The 18032-nt window shown below is 29.3% G+C and carries 11 protein-coding genes; 1 reads left to right on the top strand and 10 read right to left on the bottom strand.

Features of this window, described 5'->3' with window-relative positions; all coding sequences use genetic code 11:
* Positions 1-110: 110 nt before the first annotated feature.
* From VIM70_RS05250 to VIM70_RS05285, 8 genes are all read right to left on the bottom strand, one after another.
* Positions 111-2393 carry an ATP-dependent helicase gene (locus VIM70_RS05250; RefSeq protein ID WP_331944682.1) on the bottom strand — a complete coding sequence of 761 codons (2283 nt, stop codon included), beginning with the start codon at positions 2391-2393 and terminating at the stop codon, positions 111-113.
* The gene (locus VIM70_RS05255) at positions 2332-4455 is read right to left on the bottom strand and encodes a hypothetical protein (RefSeq protein WP_331944683.1); all 2124 of its coding nucleotides are present in this window, start codon (positions 4453-4455) and stop codon (positions 2332-2334) included. The genes VIM70_RS05250 and VIM70_RS05255 overlap by 62 nt, the downstream gene beginning before the upstream one ends.
* A 233-nt stretch (positions 4456-4688) precedes the next feature.
* Positions 4689-4961 carry a hypothetical protein gene (locus VIM70_RS05260; protein ID WP_331944684.1) on the bottom strand — a complete coding sequence of 91 codons (273 nt, stop codon included), beginning with the start codon at positions 4959-4961 and terminating at the stop codon, positions 4689-4691.
* A gap of 68 nt (positions 4962-5029) precedes the next feature.
* Complete coding sequence (locus tag VIM70_RS05265) at positions 5030-7774, bottom strand: AAA domain-containing protein (RefSeq protein WP_331944685.1); 2745 nt, start codon at positions 7772-7774, stop codon at positions 5030-5032.
* Between the two features lie 55 nt (positions 7775-7829).
* Positions 7830-9035 carry a Wadjet anti-phage system protein JetD domain-containing protein gene (locus tag VIM70_RS05270; RefSeq protein ID WP_331944686.1) on the bottom strand — a complete coding sequence of 402 codons (1206 nt, stop codon included), beginning with the start codon at positions 9033-9035 and terminating at the stop codon, positions 7830-7832.
* The gene (locus VIM70_RS05275) at positions 9022-12267 is read right to left on the bottom strand and encodes an ATP-binding protein (RefSeq protein ID WP_331944687.1); all 3246 of its coding nucleotides are present in this window, start codon (positions 12265-12267) and stop codon (positions 9022-9024) included. Before VIM70_RS05275 ends, VIM70_RS05270 begins: the two co-directional genes overlap by 14 nt.
* Complete coding sequence (locus VIM70_RS05280; RefSeq protein WP_331944688.1) at positions 12236-12859, bottom strand: DUF4194 domain-containing protein; 624 nt, start codon at positions 12857-12859, stop codon at positions 12236-12238. The genes VIM70_RS05275 and VIM70_RS05280 overlap by 32 nt, the downstream gene beginning before the upstream one ends.
* Position 12860: 1 nt before the next feature.
* Complete coding sequence (locus VIM70_RS05285; RefSeq protein WP_331944689.1) at positions 12861-14255, bottom strand: Wadjet anti-phage system protein JetA family protein; 1395 nt, start codon at positions 14253-14255, stop codon at positions 12861-12863.
* A 296-nt stretch (positions 14256-14551) separates the two neighbouring features.
* Here VIM70_RS05285 and VIM70_RS05290 point away from each other — a divergent pair, with 296 nt between their 5' ends.
* Positions 14552-15700, top strand: a complete 1149-nt coding sequence (locus VIM70_RS05290) for a hypothetical protein (protein WP_331944690.1) — start codon at positions 14552-14554, stop codon at positions 15698-15700.
* A gap of 74 nt (positions 15701-15774) precedes the next feature.
* Here the strand turns inward: VIM70_RS05290 and VIM70_RS05295 are convergent, their stop codons facing one another.
* Both VIM70_RS05295 and VIM70_RS05300 read right to left on the bottom strand, forming a co-directional pair.
* Positions 15775-17367, bottom strand: coding sequence for a DUF2325 domain-containing protein (locus VIM70_RS05295; protein ID WP_331944691.1), 1593 nt, complete (start codon positions 17365-17367; stop codon positions 15775-15777).
* Positions 17368-17493: 126 nt separating this feature from the next.
* A complete protein-coding gene (locus tag VIM70_RS05300) occupies positions 17494-18015 on the bottom strand; it encodes a hypothetical protein (RefSeq protein WP_331944692.1) in 522 nt (173 codons plus the stop codon).
* Between the last annotated feature and the right edge of the window lie 17 nt (positions 18016-18032).

Here is an 18032-nt window from a genome sequence, read left to right on the forward strand (position 1 = left end):
TTGAATCTTTTTTCCATCTGATATTATCCAAATATTTTATTTTAAATTTAAAAGGACATTTATCAAAAGTATTTAAAAGATTTTGACTATAGTAGACATGATTTAATTTTCTAATGTCTAACATTTAAAGCACCCCTTTGACTATTTATGTAATCTTGAAGAACATAAAAATACTTTGATGGTTTATCTTCATTCCATTTTCCTTCATTAGACTGTGTTGCCATTAAAATTAAATATTCCTTAGCCCTCGTTATCCCTACATATAAAAGCCTTATTTTTTCATTTATTATCTGTATTTTAGCTTCCTTTAATGAATCTTCACAAATATTATTACCTAGAATTTTAGCAATTTCGTTTTTACAAAGAACTGTAGGGTTTTTAAATTCATCCTTTAAATAATAATAGTCTTTAAATTTATCGGTTGTCATATAAGGATATTGATAAGAAGTAATATTTAATATTAATACGCAGTCCCATTCTAACCCTTTAGCTTTATGACATGTTGATACTGTTACTCTATCAGGGGAAGGTTCATATCCCTCTAAGTCATATATTATACCTGAAATATGGTCCAGTATACTATTCTTTCCATCTAATAATTGCTCTGCTACATAAGCTAAAGAAAATTCACTATTATCTTTAGAAGCATATCTAACATATGAGGAAACGGCCTCTGCCATTGCTCTATTTTCAAGACCAAAGTTTAGAACGTCACTAATATATAAAATCAGTTTATCAAAATGTGTCTGAGGATATTCAAATATTGTTTTAATTAGATCCATAGAACTTATAAATTGTTTATACACCTTAGAATTTAATATTTCACCTGGAATATCCAGTTCATTTATCTTACCTCCACTTGGGTATATAAGCTTTTCAACATCATAACCGCAAATAAAATCGAACATTTTTTCACTTTCTTCATTATGTTCTTCTATAAACACATTCTTAATTAGATCTTTAAATATAACACTATCCTGCGGCTTTGAAATAAATTGAAGTATATATCCTAGTGTATTCGTAACTTTAATTTTTTTATCTGATTTATTTGATAACTCATCACATTCAATATTATAAGTTCTAAGCATATCTGCTATTTCTCTAACTTGATTATTAAAAGGAACTAATATTGCGCAGGTTTTACTAGGGAATTTTTCTTTAAATTTCATAGCCACGTGAACTGCTTTTTTAGTTTCTTCTTGTCTTGAATTACACATCATAGTGCTTATACCATAGTTATCTCCGATTTTTTCAACCTTATCATCCAAACTTTTAATCTTTTGATCTACTAATGCACTTCTACATTTTTCTTCACCATGTTGATAATTTGTATACTTAACTAATTCATTTGCTAAATCAATAATATGATTTGTACTACGCCCTGCCATGAACATTTTGAATGCATTATTTGCATTACCACAAAACTCCCTGAAAAATTTAGGATCAGACGCTGTAAATGTTCCTGTTATACTTTGATTAACATCCCCCACTCTTACTAAATTGCCACTTTTCTCAGAAATTAAACTTAGTATTTTCCCTTGAATTAAATTAGAGTCTTGGCATTCATCTTCAAAGACAAAGGTATATTTTTTTTGTAACTTTTCTCTAACTGTACCATCAGTTTTTAAAAGTTTATACGCAAGAATTAGCAAATCATTGTAATCTATATACCCTTCACTTTTTAAGATTTTAGTATAGGTATCATAAATTTCAGATATATGTGCTAAGATACTATTTTGATCTAATAATTTTATGTCCTCTTTTAATTTTTCAGGAGAAATGTCATTTATCTTTAATTCACCAATAATTGTATCCACTGTTGCAAAAAAATCATTCCACCACATATCTTGTTTCCCTGCATATTTATTTAAGGCTTTATCCGATATCATACTCTTAAAAGCAGTCTCTCCTCCCTTCCTTCGCCACATTGATATGCAATTATTTAAATATAAACTTTTATTAACATCATCCAATATTTTAAATTCCTCATTAACCCCCATTACATCCGGTCTATCTTTTAAGATTTTTAGTGCTAAACTATGGATAGTCATGACTTCGTAATCGTTGCTTGCATTTATCCCCTTATTTTGTAACACCATGGAGATTCTATGTTTAAAATTGTTAACTGCACTGTTCATAAAAGTTACAATAAGTATTTTGCCTGGTTTATGAACTTTATCTTTTATAATTTCACATACTAGATTACATATTATGAAAGTCTTTCCCGCTCCTGGAACTGCTGGAACTGCCATAGTTCCCCCTCGATATTGCATTATAGGCAATTGGTCATCTCTATAAATTATTTCTTTAACTTCATTACTTATACCTTCATTACTCATCGTCTTCGTCGCTGTACTCATCGTCTTCGTCGCTGTAATTATCTCCTTTGTCATTGATTTCACCTCTTTCGCTTAATATTTCTATAAGTATATCTGCAAATTTACTTTCTTGCTGGAATCCACTTAAAGAATATTCACTACCATATATGTATAATTCACTTCTACATTTTCTTAATAGGCAATTAACTACAGACATTAGAATTCCATAAACATTATTATTTTCTTCCTTTTCGGTATACATATCATCAATATTCCAATTACTCTTTAATACATAAGAATTTGATAACTCGTGAGCATTTCTAGGAGACCACATATTGCTGTTAATATCTGTCCAAATCTGAACCTTACTACTTAAATTAGAGGTCAAATAGGTATAAGGAGATGTTAAAACTATACTATTATCTTGTAATAACATTTCTTGTATCTCATTCATCGAATAAAATCCACTTCCTTCGCCTCGGATAAATTCTATAAACCTCTCCTCTGAAGATTTCCCTTTAAATTCTAATTTATCTAAAGTATTTATGAAACCTTCGCAGCTTTCATATAAACCTATATAGTCCTCTATATGTTCTTTAACTTTTGGTAGGACTATAAGCACTTGTGAAAATGCATTTCTGAAAAATTCTCCTAGCGAACCCTTGAGCTCCATTAAATTAACTTTATAATTTTCTATCCAGTGTTTTAACTCATTATATCTGCCTACTGCCTCGCCACCTACTCTATCTTCAATTTCTGCGCTAAGATCTTGTAACCCACTTTCATTTACAAAAGGATATAGCAAAGACCCTCGAATAACATCTAGCCTTAGCATAAAAGAGAAAAAGTTTTTATAATCTTCATTTGTTAAACTTATACTTTTGTAATCATTACACAATACCGCGAGTACTATTAAGGGGTGTAAATATTCATTGTCTATAAATCTATCTCTTTTTGAAGTCTCCATAACTGATAGACCTAATTCCTTTGCTTTTTTCTGAAGCTCATAGGAAATAATGAAATCATTAAATGGACATATTATTGCTATGTCCTTTGGCATAAGTCCCTGCTTTAAGAGCTCTTCAACTTTTACTAATATCTTTTGGACCATTTCCGATCTTAATTGTGATGTCATATCTATAAAGGCTGGTACATCTTCATTTATTTTATCTTCCATAAAGAGATTGTGAGCCCTGTTATCTATTATTCTAGAAAGGTTAATAAAATCATCATAACAGCAAAAATGATTATCTAAAGTAATCTCGTGATACTCAAGGTTTAATTTACTCTTCAAATAATCAGTATTAGCTCCATAATAACTACACATTCCGCCTTTAGGATTATAAAACAAATATGCCTTATCCACATTATTAATAATCTTAAATATTAATTCTTGCTCTGCTGGTGATGCCTCATCTATATCGTCTACTATAAGATATTTTATATTATTTATACTATTATATCTTGGATCATGAAGCAAATAATTATTATATAAATAAAAGGACAGTCCATAATCTACAACACCATTACACAATAATTTTGAAATATAATACCTAGTTACTTCATCCAATTGATTGTAAGTTTCTTTAATTAAGAAATCCTTTACCTCTAATGAATTATAAAACCTAGTTCCTATTTCATCAAAAGGAACTAACGATAATGCAGCATTATTAATATTAGAAATTAAATCTGATGCTATTTTTGAAGAGGTTGATGTTATATCTTGAAAGTATCCTTTGGCTTTTCTAAAATGTTCTACTAAGGCTTTCATAGCATAATTGGTAGCATCAAAAGATGCAAATTCAGGCTTCAATATATTAATTTTTATATCCGTGCAATTCTGAGTTACATAAGGCCAATAGAGGGATAATTCTCTCCTGATAAATCCATAGTAGGAACTTTTTCTAATCTCACCTGAAGTATTAAAAATCATATCTTTGGTCCATGTTATATTTTGATATTTGTTCATAAATAAGCATAATATATTTGAACTTTTAATGTTTTTATTGTCTATCAGATCCCTGTATTTAGAAACTGCAAGAGTTGTTTTGCCACTTGCTGAATTTCCTTTAACTAATATACATTTCTGACTAAATCCATTTTCATTTAATTTATTGTATACTTCTGTATAGTTCATAATATCAACTCCGTGTAATCCATTATTTTTATGAATTTTATTTATAACCATTTTGTTACATTAGCACCAACCTATATATTTGTACTCTCTGTTTTACCTTAATTATACAATGTAAAATGCTTATAGTATATAAGATGGATCCTGTGTCAAGGACATTCTAAAAAAGAGCCTAAAAAATACCCTTATATTACAAATGTGATATAAGGGTATTTTTCTAAATTTTTATAGGGTACTCACCTATTTTTAAGTATGAAAGGAAGTGCAGTATTGAGCCAAAATCCTGGGTCAATCATACCACTTGACATTCCTCCATGACTATACTGTTGGATATGGATATACTCTTTAGAATCAAACTTACTTCCACTGAATTTTTCAAACATACTATACATCTCATTTCGAAAACTCACTTCTGAGAATGGAATAGTAGCATGTGAGAAATGTTTTTTTAAATCATCCCATAAATATGGATCACCTCTTAACCACCCATTGCTTTGGGAGTTTTTCAAAGATCTTCTCTACATTAGAATTCATAATTTCACCCCTATTTCAATTAGTCACACTTTATTTCGTTGATTTAAATAATACCTAAATCACTTCTAATCTTTAAAACCTCACAAAGCTTGTTATATAGCCTTAACTCTTCTCCACTTTCATTTGTACTTACCCTTAAAATAGATATATTATATTTTCTAAGTATCTCATCCTTCATTTTATCACGCTCTAATTGTACTTTATTATTAGCATGAAAAGCATACCCATCAACTTCAACCACAAGCACCGGCATCTTATCTATCTTACTAAAAATTATAAAATCAGTATGAGTTAAAATATTCATAGCAAATTTATATTCCACTTCTGTTAACTTAGATGTATCTTTGATCAACATTTTAAGCGGTTGATGTAATACCTTATCAAGAGCTTTAAACTCATCTCTACTTAGAACCTTTTCAATCACCATATTCATTAAATTTTCTGAAGCAAATTCAGAAACTTTTTTGTTCTTATTTAATACTTCTATTAGTTTTTTAGAATAACTGCTATAAAGCAAATCAAATACTGAAAATGTGGTACTATTAATAATTTCAAAATTATTATATTGTATGTATTTTATTAGATCTCCTATATTACTATCTTCTGTTGATATATTACTATCAGAAACTATAAGAATTAGCTTGTTTTTTGCGCGTGATACTGCAACATTTATAAGATTAGGATCATCTATAAAATCATTTATTTCATTTGCTACTGTAGTTAAAACAATAGTATCTTTTTCTCTTCCTTGAAATTTATGTACTGTATCAACTTCAATACTCTCATTTTTAATTAACTTCTTTAACTCCTCTGTTTGCAATCTGTAAGGCGAAATAATGCCCACAGCTTTAGGAGATTTCTCTAAATTTAATTTTGGTATTATTTCCTCAAGTATTACATCTATTTGTCTTTGGTTTAGCTTCCCTCTGGCATGATTTCCCGTAGCTGTTTTATATATTAAAAGCGGCTTTTCATCTAAACTTTCATCGGTTAATATTACCAACTCATTGTTATAGAATTTTTTATTACAGAATCCAATAATTTTAGGATTGCATCTATAATGTTCTCGAAGTAAGGTCTTCGGAATATCTCTATATAAATTAGTTATTGAAGACAATAAACTATTTTCAGCATAGCTGTAGGCTTTATCTAAGTTGTGCTCTTCAAAAATCATAGTACTTTTATTTTTAATTTCTGTAGATACAATGTTAGGTAGTTGCTTTAAATCCCCAACAATAACTGTGTTTTTAGCACAAGAAAGGGCTAGTGCACCAGTTACTATATCAACCTGTGATGCTTCATCCACAATAACATAATCAAATAAATAGTTTTCACTTGCACAGCTCCTTAAGGAATGAGTAGTACTGAGTATTACTGGATATTCTTTTTGGAAATCTTCAAAGTTTTTCCATAGTGCATCTATTGAAAATCTTGGTCTACTAATTTTTGTTATGAATTTCCGTGCTAAATTAGCTTTAAGCACTACCATGGAGTTTTCACTGTATACTTTCATTAGGTTTTCAAAATCAGCCTTTTCTAATATGTTATTTAATAAGTTAATAGCTTCATTTAACTCTTCTATTCTTAGTTCATAATAGATTTTTTTAAAATATTCTACTATATTTTCACTAGAGTTCTTATAAAATTTAAAGCTTGTGATACCATACCTAATTAAGTTTTTCAGCTTATGCCTAAATTTAAATACACCATGCTTTTCTATAATGATTTCGTACTCTAACAGTAATGACATTACTTCATTTGAGTTTTGCTTAAATAAAGAATGATAAGAAGTTATATTAAATTTTTTCTCTTCATAATATCTGTTGAAATACTCTATCTCAACCGATAATTCAGAAAGCTCTTGTTTTAGCTTGGCTATTTTATTTTGTTTATCTAACAGGTCATCAAGTTTTTTTTGAGAATCCACTAAGTCGTTTTTTACTGTCTTTAACTGCTCCTTCTCTATCTTCCAATCGTTCATAACCGGATAAGAAGAATTCTGAAAAGCGAAGAATTTCTCTTTGTTTTCTCTATTTCCTAAATATGCTGCAATAAAACCCACTCCATACTTTTCCAACTTTTCTAGTACATTTGCGGTGGCTGAATTATTGTTAGAAACAACTGCAACAGTTTTATTATTAATAATAGCATTTGCAATAATATTTAAAATGGTCTGTGTTTTACCAGTTCCAGGAGGCCCCTCAATAATACTTATTTGATAAGTTAAAGCTTTTTCTGTTGCACTCTTTTGGCTAAGATTAAAACCAAATGGAAATATTATTTGTTTCCCATATATTCTTTTTTCAAGATCTTGTGGAGTTAAATATGCTGATAAAACACTTCTAGGACTAATATTTTTTATTTTATTATACTGTTTGCTCAAAAAACTGCTATCATCATTTAAAGTGATACTAACCTTTACTGCTAATTTCTTTAAATACTCAAAACAATTACTTGAAGATTTATTTTTCAAGCAGGATTCTTCCATTTTTATATTGGATATATGGTAAAGTTTTTTATAACCAGTTTTAAAGCACACTTTAACATGCTCTTCAAACTTGAATATTTTAACAGCACCAGAAATAGGATGATTATTTTCATATATAATTGTAGTTTCAGCATTTATCTCAATAGGATGTCTAATCCACTTAACGTTATTGTAGTTATATGTATATGTTTTTTGGTTATCAAATGTAACCCTGTACTTGCCCTTACTATTTTCACAATAAATAACCCTATCTGTTTTATCTTCATCCTTTATAAGAATAAGATTTTCTTCAATATTCAATATTATAGTTCTCCTCTTTCTTTATTTTTCACCTTAAAAGGTTTCATACTGCCTTTCAAACTATATCCACTACCTCTTGCTCCAATCTAACCCTATTCTCAATCATGTACTTTATGGCTTCAAAATGTTCCTCATAATCACTATCCTGAAGCATTCCTCTTAGACTATCCAAATAAGACTCTTTATCTATTAGTTTTAAATGATCTTTATACTTCACTAAAGTTTCACCATCCATCAAATACGCCTTAAAAGGGATTCCTGTCATTTTCTTTAAATGATTTAAGATTCTAAAACCGCCTAAATCAATATCTCCCCAATGGTAAAAAGGTGTTTCTATATTAAACTCATATAACTTAACAAGTAATTCCCTTCTAATTGAATTATGATAACCACCAAGGTAAATAACTAACTCATTTCGAGATTTATACGAATGAAAAGTAGTTAGATTTTCTATAGTGAGAATTCGACTCACATCTAATTTATTAACTACAAGCTTTTCAATTAAAGAAATACTTAACCCAATCTCACCTTGAAGTTTTTGTAAATCTATTTTTTGGTCATTAATAGTAAAAATACCACTACCTTTTAAATACACATAACTAGGATTTTTTATAATATTGGCTTCAGCTAATACATCCAGCTCAGAATCAAAACCACCGAAATCAATCATAATTCTAATAAGTTTTGACTCGATTTTTTCTAAACGTTTAGAATCATTAAAATGATATACACTAAAAACTCTTTTGGGAATTTCTACGTCCTGCCTTATTATTAAATGGATTGCTTTAAGTACATCACTCATAACTACTAAATCTTCTATATCAAAATATTTTTTAATACTTTTCTTTTCTTGAAGCCTTTGAGTTATGTCTTTTGAAAAATCGGAAAGATAGTTTTGCTCTGATAAATATGGTTCTAATATAGTGATAGCTGCAGCTTCCATTGACTGCTTTTGTGTCCTTTTTAAGGTTTTATAAATTTCCTCTAGCTTTAGAACATTAAGAGTTACTTTTTCTATAATATTTCCTTCTTCATACCTTTTCCAATGTATTTCAACAAAGCCCTTATTACATAGGTTTAAGCAACACTCATTTATTTCATCCTTTAAGTCAGAATTTATTTCATTAAAATAGTCTGGCAGACTACTACTTGTTACTTTAAAACCAATATTAACTGTTACAACATTATTTCCTTTATATAGAGAGCTTTTCTCGTATTTATCTAAAAGTGTATTTAATATAATATTACTATAATTTTTCATTAATATATAACGCCTCCACCCAACTAAAAGTATCTTCCCTAGATATTACTAAGGTAGTTCCAACATGACCGTCGATACTTTCTATTTTTTGAGGAGGTGCTGCAATAATAACTTGTAAATTTAGTTTATTAAGAAAGCTCATCATACTTTCAATTCTATTTTCATCCATTTTGTCAAAGGCCTCATCGAATAATATAACTCCAATTGACTCATCTTGGTGAGTCCCATCGTAGAGTTGAACAAACGAGGCTGCAATTGCAACATAATAAGGAGTCTGAGTTTCACCACCACTTTTCTCTCTGCAAACCTTAGAGAAAGAAGAAGTGCTACCATCCAAGTGATGAATCTTAATATCATAGTCCATATAAGTTCTATAGTCTGTAAATTTTTCAAGGGTTTTTTGAGATTCCTCATCATCAATGGTAATTCTTTCAAATAGCTCATCTATGGCCTCTTTATGTTTATCCATAAAAGAACTAGTAAATAAGGTAAAGCCTCCAAAATTAGTATCATCCATAATCATGTTATAGAATTTCTTGTTGTCTTTACTTTCCATATACTGAAATTTGTATTCGTCCTCACCAAAAGTAATTCCTTTAAGAGCATTATTTAATTTTTTAAATTCACCTTGAGCGGATAAAATATTTTCTTGAAGTTTTGACACAAAATGTTCCTTAAATTGTTCTTCAGCCTTTTGCCTAGATACCTTTATTTTTTCTTCATATTCAATCACTTTACTGTCTTTTAACAACCTATATTCATTTTGAAAACTCTTTATTCCAGAAGTTCCTTCTGCTGCACCAAAATGAAAATCTCTATTATAATCTCTTTGTGCTTCTGAAAGTTCTTTATCTTTATTGATTTCCTGTGTTTGATATCCTTTTTTAGTAGTTATAAAACTAGATTTGACACTTTCTAAATCTCTAGATTTAGTAACCTCAAAAAATTTATCTTTAGCGGGAGCTATAATATCCATGTTTTTTTCTTCAAAAGCAGTAAATATACTAGTAGCTTCAGTAGATATTTCCTCATATAAACTTATTTCTTTATTTAGATTCTTTATTATTACTGATAACTCAATATTTTCTCTCATAACCAAATCAAGCTGCTTTACAGTTTTTGAATTTTTATCTATTATCATATCTAATTCAAACTGAAGCTGAATTAGGGTACTCTTATCTATTCTTTCAAGTTGCTCTTTTTTATCCTTAAGTTCGTTACTTTTGTCATTAGCTTCAAGCTTTATTGTGCAATTCTCCCTTAAATACTCAAGCCGCAAACCACTAAGTAAATTTACAGTACTATCTAATATATCAATCTTTTTACTAAACTCATTGATTTTAAGCGTACATTCATCTCTTTCAACAATCTTCTGTTTCAGTTGCTCCTTATAAGCATCTTCACCAATATAGGGCTTTTTATAGATATTTGGATTGATTTGCCTTGCAGTATTATTTTGATATACCATACATGTGTCTATAATAGCTCTTTGAAATTTCTTTAGATCCTCTGCTTTGTTACACCTAATAACTTTTCCAAGAATCATATTAATGTATTGCTTTGCATACTTATTATTTGAAGTAACCAAATAGGCAAGACTATCCTGTGCGCAAGTATCAAAGGCATCTAACTTTTGAGTATTAAGAAGTCCTACACTATGAATGTGTTTATTATTTTTAACCCTTTCATATATACTTAAAGCTATGTCGAAATATTGTGGATCCACAATCAAATTAAATCTTTGAGTATTCATGTAACCTTCCACTGCATTTATCCAAGAAGGATCTTTAATATGTAACAATTCACAGATTATTTTTGGCTCTATGTCTTTTCCCAATTCATTCTTTATTCCCAAGGAAATAGCTTTTTGAAGTATTAATATGTTATCATCATATACAAGTTTTTTGCCTTCAAGTAGCCTTATTTCTTTTTCAATATCAGATAATTTACTAACCTCCAATGTTTTTTTAATTTTTAATTCTGCTCTATTATTTACCGATTTATCATTCATAGTTTTATATTCATCTTCTATATTAATCGATGCTTTTGAAAAACTACTAATGGTTGATAAATTCATTAAATCTTTTGAAGATGAAATAAAATCTTCAATTCCTTTTATAACAATAGACTGATTATATAGTTTCTTTGCTCTATCAATTTCCTTAACTAAATTTTGATCAAAATCTTTTTCACGAAGAACAATTCTACTATATTCATTATTAGAGTCATTAATTTGGTTTTTTAATAAGTTAATCATCTGATAAGTATCGTTCTTTAAAAGACTGGTATGAAGCTCATCTGCAATAGATTTATCTTTATCAAGTTCTTCCCTTTGCGTAAGCTCTTTTGACATCCCCTTTTTATATGAATCACTACTATTTTTCTCTTCTATTATTTTATTTTGTAATTTGTTTTCCTCAATTTCCTTTGAAGTCCTGAGGATTATATATTCTTGAACTCTAATATTCTCACTAATTCTTAATAACTCATTATAAATCAAATCAATTTTACTGAGCCGTACTAGCTTATTTTTTATATCTTGTAGAATTTTATCAAACTCTAAATAAGTTCTTACATTTTCCTTTAGATACTCAATGTTCACTTCTTTTGTATCTAATATGTAGGAATAAACAAAATCTTTTACATTATCAATGGGCTTAAAGGCCAACGCTTTCGGAAGAAGTTCAAAGAATCTATTATTTAATGCTCCATATCTATGTCCGAAATCTCTTTGAGTTTCTTGAATAGTATTAAGTAGTCTATGTTCAAAGCTTTTAATATTCACCTTAAAATCACTAATATTTCTAGGAGTATTCCCTCTTAAAAATAATTCATCTGATATTTTTTTATTTTCAATTCTATAAAAAAGGTGTTTCGGTATATTTAGATCGCTTGAAGAATCAATAACTACCCCAAGTATAAAACTTTTCTTTTTCTTTTCTTCATAAAATTCAATTGCCACATGTGCAGTTACATCCCCAGTTCTTTCATATTGCTTACTATCTTTCCCAGTCTTACATCGTACATAGCCAATTAAATCTCTATTAGCCTTATCATGAGCCGCATTATTAAATCTAGACTTTCCTCCAGTTAAAACGTACTGAAGTGCATCAAGTATAGTAGATTTACCAGAACCATTATCACCAGTAATAAGTGAACTTCCATTAAAATCAATGGTTGAATCAGTTATATAATGCCAATTAATCAGCTTCATCCTGGTTATCTTCTTCACTATCTTCACCCCCTTTTTTATAGGTATCTAATTTATCATAAACCTTTCTTATATCATCAACTTTTATTGCAAGTAAAATTGTAGGATAAATTATTATTCTGCTATCGCCAGCGGTTATATCATTATCAATAAAATCTATTATATTAAACCTTTTAAATAATCGTAGCGTACTTTTTAATATTCCCTTTTCAATAGGTTTATCCCTTAGCTTTAGAGCAGCAAAACGTTCATGAATTTCATCAATTCTCACCACCACATTTTCTGCAAGAGTTAACTCTTGAAGCTTTTCATAAAAAAGTATTCTTAAAATCAGGAGTAAAATGCTTTCAAAAAGTTTAAACTGATATCTATTATAATTATAAGGATTTACAAGATGCATAACCCCGTAACTATCATCAATTTCAAGTTCCCATCCTATGGTTTTAAAAAGGTTCTCAAAAATTTCTTTATGACTATCTATAAAATAATAATCTTTCTTATTTTCTTCCTTCTTTTTTGTAAGAAAACAAACTGACAATAATCTATTTGAAATTCTTGCAAATTCACCCTTTTGTCTTTCATTTAACTCCGAATATTTTTCTGTAGTAGTCATGTTATTTCCTCCAAATTTCAAAGTCATTAAAGCTATACTCTTTTACAATAACTTTATTACTTAGCTTTTTAATTTTATAATGCACAAGTCTACTTTTCCCATAAATAATTATATAAATAATCCTTATATAATCTTTAACCTCATTAAGTTCTAAACTTGAGGCATTTATCGTTTTATTATTACCAAGTGCATTTAGTATAAACTTATCTACATTTTCTTTAGACATTCGAGTTTTATTTTTTTCCTTAAGTTGTTTTATTTTTTGCTCTCGCTGCTCTTTTGACACAATATTAGCTTTGTCTATTTCCTGCGGTTTAAAGTCTTTCTTACCTTCATTTGAAACGTATAAGGATTTTCCATCAATAAAGTTTTGTGGAAATAATCCAAATAACTCCTCAATTTCTAAAATGATATCTTCTTTCAAATTTAGATTATCATTTTCAATGCTACTGCTTATATACTTTAAAATCTCAGTGATCTGCCCACTTAAATCTCTAGTATTATTTAAAAGGTATTTAACCCTAGAAAGTGAAGCTCTTATGTATTGAAAATTCTTTCTATCTATCTCATCAATAATTTGATCAATATTATATAAAGCATTTATAGTATCATTTAGACCCATGGTCACCTTATCATAAGCCTCGTCCATTGTTTTATATTTTTCCATCTCAAGCTCTTGTTTACAAACTATTTTAAGATATTCCTTATCGCTTTTTACAGCTTCTAGTCTTTCTATAATTCTCGGCCTAAATTTACTTACATTATCTGATGTCTTCAATCGATGATAGCCTTTATCCACAATATTCTGAGCATAACCTTCAAAGTGTAGTTTCATAATTTCCTCAGGTGTCTTTTTAAGGGTTATTTGATCTATATATTTCTTTATATTTGAATTTAATGTTTTTAGCCCATTTACTAGCTTATGTGTATTTTCATATACTTGTTCAAGCATTACGTTATACTCTGTACTCTCATTACTAAATAGGATAGAAAAGATGGTATACACATACCCTTGATATTCTAATCCTTCATTATTAATAATTTTATCCATAGTACCTAACATTGAAATAGCATAATCCCTTAAATTTATTATCTGGTTATAATTATTTGTTGTTTCTATATCAATCCAACCACATTCATCTAACTTTCTTATAATAAAATTAGCGCTATCTCTTGAATTCTTCATAGTTTCATTCTCTTCCATAAATATATTAACCTGTTCAAGACTCTCAAAATAATCAACAAAAGTCTGAGTCACTATTTCTCTATCTACTCCAAAGGAAGTATTAGTGTTTACTACTTTATACAAAATAAATAGACAATCCGAATATATTTCTTTGTTAATAGAAGACAAGATGCTAAAAAATTTAATTGGAAGAACATCGAAAAGTTTCAAAAAATTCAACTCCAGTACGCTAAAATTATGTTACAATATTACAAATTTACTTATATTTTAACATAAATTAGTATAATAAGGTAATAAAAAAAGAACCAAGTAAACATTTATTTTGTTTACTCTGGTTCAAGTTTATTTCTTATTATGATAGATACATAGACAATTTACCACACCTAACTACTACACTTCTAATTAAACATCTACTTTCAATTGGTGAGGTTTTAAACCTATAGGACAAACAAAACTCAAACCCTACACTGCTAGAAGTTCAATGCTTAACTTAAATATTGTTATACTTGAAAATTAATGGAAATGAAAAATATTGGAATCCTAACGATAGTTTAAGCAATGCAATGACTCAAAGTTATGATGATTTTATAAACCAGACTGTATATCAAGAAATTAAATATCAGTTAGATCGACAGGTAAGCACAGAGCAAGTTAACGAAATTAAAAGAGATTTTTTATTGAATGGAAAAATGATTAAATTAAATAGAGCTTTTGCTGAAATAAAAGCCCTTGAGGCAAAAAAATTAGGATTTAATAAAGATTTAGACCTATGTGATACTAACGATCTTAATAATAAGAGATTACAGCTTGACAAACAGGGTATCTCAAAGTATTATAGTGCTTTTCAACGTCTTTTGTGTGCTAATGGATTTCACTCCTTCTTTTTCGATGTTGCAGAATTTAGTGAAAATGAAGTTGACTACATAATAAAAAATTGTTTGTATGATCAACGTTATTCTAATATTCCTAAAAGCGAAATGGACCTTTATATAGTCTCCTCTCTAGTTATATCAATGTTAATACAAGAATATAGAAAAGTTAGAGAATTGTATCTAAATAAATCAAAAGAAGATTTATTTTTCTCACTTAAAAATCAGAGAGATGAGCTTGGCAAACGTGAGCACTCTTTAGAAATGAAAGATAAGTTATTAACAGAGGAAATCTCTAGATTAAATGATACAAATGAAAAACTAATAAATGAAAATGAGGATCTTAATCTTAAAAACAAGAGATTGGTACTTGAGCTTAAAGAACGACAAAATAATGATAAAGAACTTCTAAGTTTAAGAGAAATGCTCTTCAAGCTGGATAATGCCGTTGTACCCGATATAGACAGCCTAAATATTGATGAAATGATAAAAGGACTTTCTCAAGAAAAACTTGTTTTTATTAGTGGTCAAATTTCTTTGGTTAATAAACTTAAGGATTTGCTACCTACAGCACGATTTCTGGATATTGATAAATTAGGAACCAACTTATCCTTCTTAGATAATTATTCTATCGTATATGTTGATGTAAGTCATCTTAGTCACTCCTATTATTATAAGCTAACAGCCCAAATGAATAAAAACAGTGCAAGACTAATCTTTATTACTAGGAAAACAAATATTTATCTTCTAATAAAGGAAATGTATGAATCTATCTATGTGAAATAAGACATAAAAAGCAACATAAACTGAAAATAATTTTCAGTTTATGTTAGTGTCCATTACACATGATTCATTTAATTCTACAAATTCCCAATTAATGAATCAAGAGCAGCCGCTGCATCATTTAGGATGATTGAAATATTTTCATGTTTAGAAAAAACTATGGGTTTATCATAATCAATAGCGGATTCTTTTGCTAACCACATTGCAGCATGTGAAACATGTTGTGTTAATACAACTATGATATCACTCTTGTCCACTAATTGTTTAACGTCTTCTAAGTTCTTTCCAGTAGCTGTTATAATTTCACAAGAATAGGGTTTCCGTAGTTTAAGTTGGTCTGAGAAACCACCTATAATGCCTAAAACCTTAGTTGACAGGAGTTTTTCAGTATTAAATATTGCATCCTTTTCAAGAGTAATTATAGGCTGATCATCGAAGTTAATGGGCTGCTCGATTGATTCTTGTGGTAAGCTTTTTATAAACTCTTGCATCTCTCCAATCATAACCTTAAATTGTCTAATCTTTCCTGACTGAGATTTAAAATGCTCAGCAGTGCTTGGAAGCTCCTTAAGTTTTTCGTTTTCATTTGTTAACTTATCAAGCATTTGTTTTGATTTTGTTTCTTGCTGCTGTATTTCCTTTATTTGCTTTGTTAAGAAATCAGTGGCTCGTTGTTTTTCCTGAAGTCTTTTCTCCAAAGCAATCATTCTATCAATTATTACTTTCATTTGAATATTATTTTCCAAACCTAACTCATTTAGAGCTTCCATCCTCATCCATTCTAATTCTTCAATCAAGGGAAAGGTTAGAATTGCTTGTTCTAATATGACTTTTCCAACTTGAGCCTTGTGAAACTTAATGTTCCAGCGAAGTCCGTTTTCAGCTTCACTTGGCAGAGCATTCAACAAATATCCTAATACCGGAACTATATAAAATACTTTATAGACTTTAGGTGAGTTACGAAGCAATTTTTTTTTCATTTCCGCTAATTCTTTTTTAGTTATAATATTATCCAGTAAATCGTGACTAACCACTTCCTCTAACATAGCAACATAGCAGTGCTCATGCCAATGTGAAGAAAAACCTTTTGCCACTGAGTTCCAGTTTTCAACACCAAATTCTCCAAGTTCATGTATCCATTCTTTTTCCTTCTCATCGAACAGCTGGGATTGCTTAAGTTTTAATTCCGCTAATTGCCTTGCTTCTTCTTCATTAACTGTGACAGGATATTTATCAGAATTATTCACTACAGGGATTAAATAAGAACCAATGGGAACTCTGTACATTAAATCAGGACCTTGATATTCTTCTAACCAAGTGGCATCAAAACTTGCTCCACAACAGGTTAATGTTGGCACTTCCCGCAAGGGAGTACCCCAATAGCGGATTAATCTTTTTACAACATCTTTAAAGTACCCTACTTCTTCATAAACAGGTTCGCAACGAACTATCTTTTTGCAACAGGGACATTCACCTGCAGGCACAATCTTAACGTTAAGATTTTCATACTTGCATAAAACTCTATTGTATATTTGCTCTAAGGGTTTTAACTTCGTTTCGTTATGGATTATACTCCGCTTTCGGATAAATGAAATAATACTTCGTTCAGTTTCATAATCTTCAATTGGATCTTTTGATTGTTTATAAAAATCTGTTTCATTAGATTTCATATCTATAACCTCTTCCTTTCTTCTGTCATCTTAATATATCCTTCATAGAAAGTTCCTTTTAATCATATAGCCATCTCCACAGGACATACCTCAAAGATATCTGAAGAGTGTTTTTAAAAGATAGCCCTAAATATCATCATTAATAAATGTTTTTATAAATTCATACATAGGCTCATCAAAAACGCCACAATTTTCCGGAATATTTATTGAAGCGGGACACATACAAGCTCCTGAAAAATTCGTTGCTGCCTGAATTGTCAATATACCAGCATTATATTTTAAAAGGTATCCCAGGCATTCAGTATCACCGATATAGAACTCGTCATTAAATATATTATCTTCATTCATTTCATACGCTTTACCATCTGCACAAGCTATTAAATCATCAGTATTATTTGTGCTAAAAGTGAAGAATAATAATTTCCCCTCATTCACTAATTCATTTCTAAAGTCTCTATCTGTATTCTCAGGTATGTCTTCATAGCTATCTAAGCTGTCATCATCTTTGCCATAAACCGGACTATCACCAATTTCAAAAGTCCATGGAATAGCGAAGTACTTCTTAAAATGCTTTTCTGCAAACTTAAATGTTGCCCCTACTAGTCTGTTAAAGTCTAATTTTTCATAGGTTATCTCAATTTTTTTCATTACTTACACCATCCTTT

This window comes from Clostridium sp. (genome assembly GCF_036569345.1).
GTDB lineage: Bacteria > Bacillota > Clostridia > Clostridiales > Clostridiaceae > Clostridium_AD.

Excerpts from the sequence above, each read along its gene's own strand:
- VIM70_RS05250 (WP_331944682.1), bottom strand. The coding sequence starts at position 2,393 with ATGACAAAGGAGATAATTACAGCGACGAAGACGATGAGTACAGCGACG.
- VIM70_RS05255 (WP_331944683.1), bottom strand. The coding sequence starts at position 4,455 with ATGAACTATACAGAAGTATACAATAAATTAAATGAAAATGGATTTAGT.
- VIM70_RS05270 (WP_331944686.1), bottom strand. The coding sequence starts at position 9,035 with ATGAAAAATTATAGTAATATTATATTAAATACACTTTTAGATAAATAC.
- VIM70_RS05280 (WP_331944688.1), bottom strand. The coding sequence starts at position 12,859 with ATGACTACTACAGAAAAATATTCGGAGTTAAATGAAAGACAAAAGGGT.
- VIM70_RS05295 (WP_331944691.1), bottom strand. The coding sequence starts at position 17,367 with ATGAAATCTAATGAAACAGATTTTTATAAACAATCAAAAGATCCAATT.
- VIM70_RS05300 (WP_331944692.1), bottom strand. The coding sequence starts at position 18,015 with ATGAAAAAAATTGAGATAACCTATGAAAAATTAGACTTTAACAGACTA.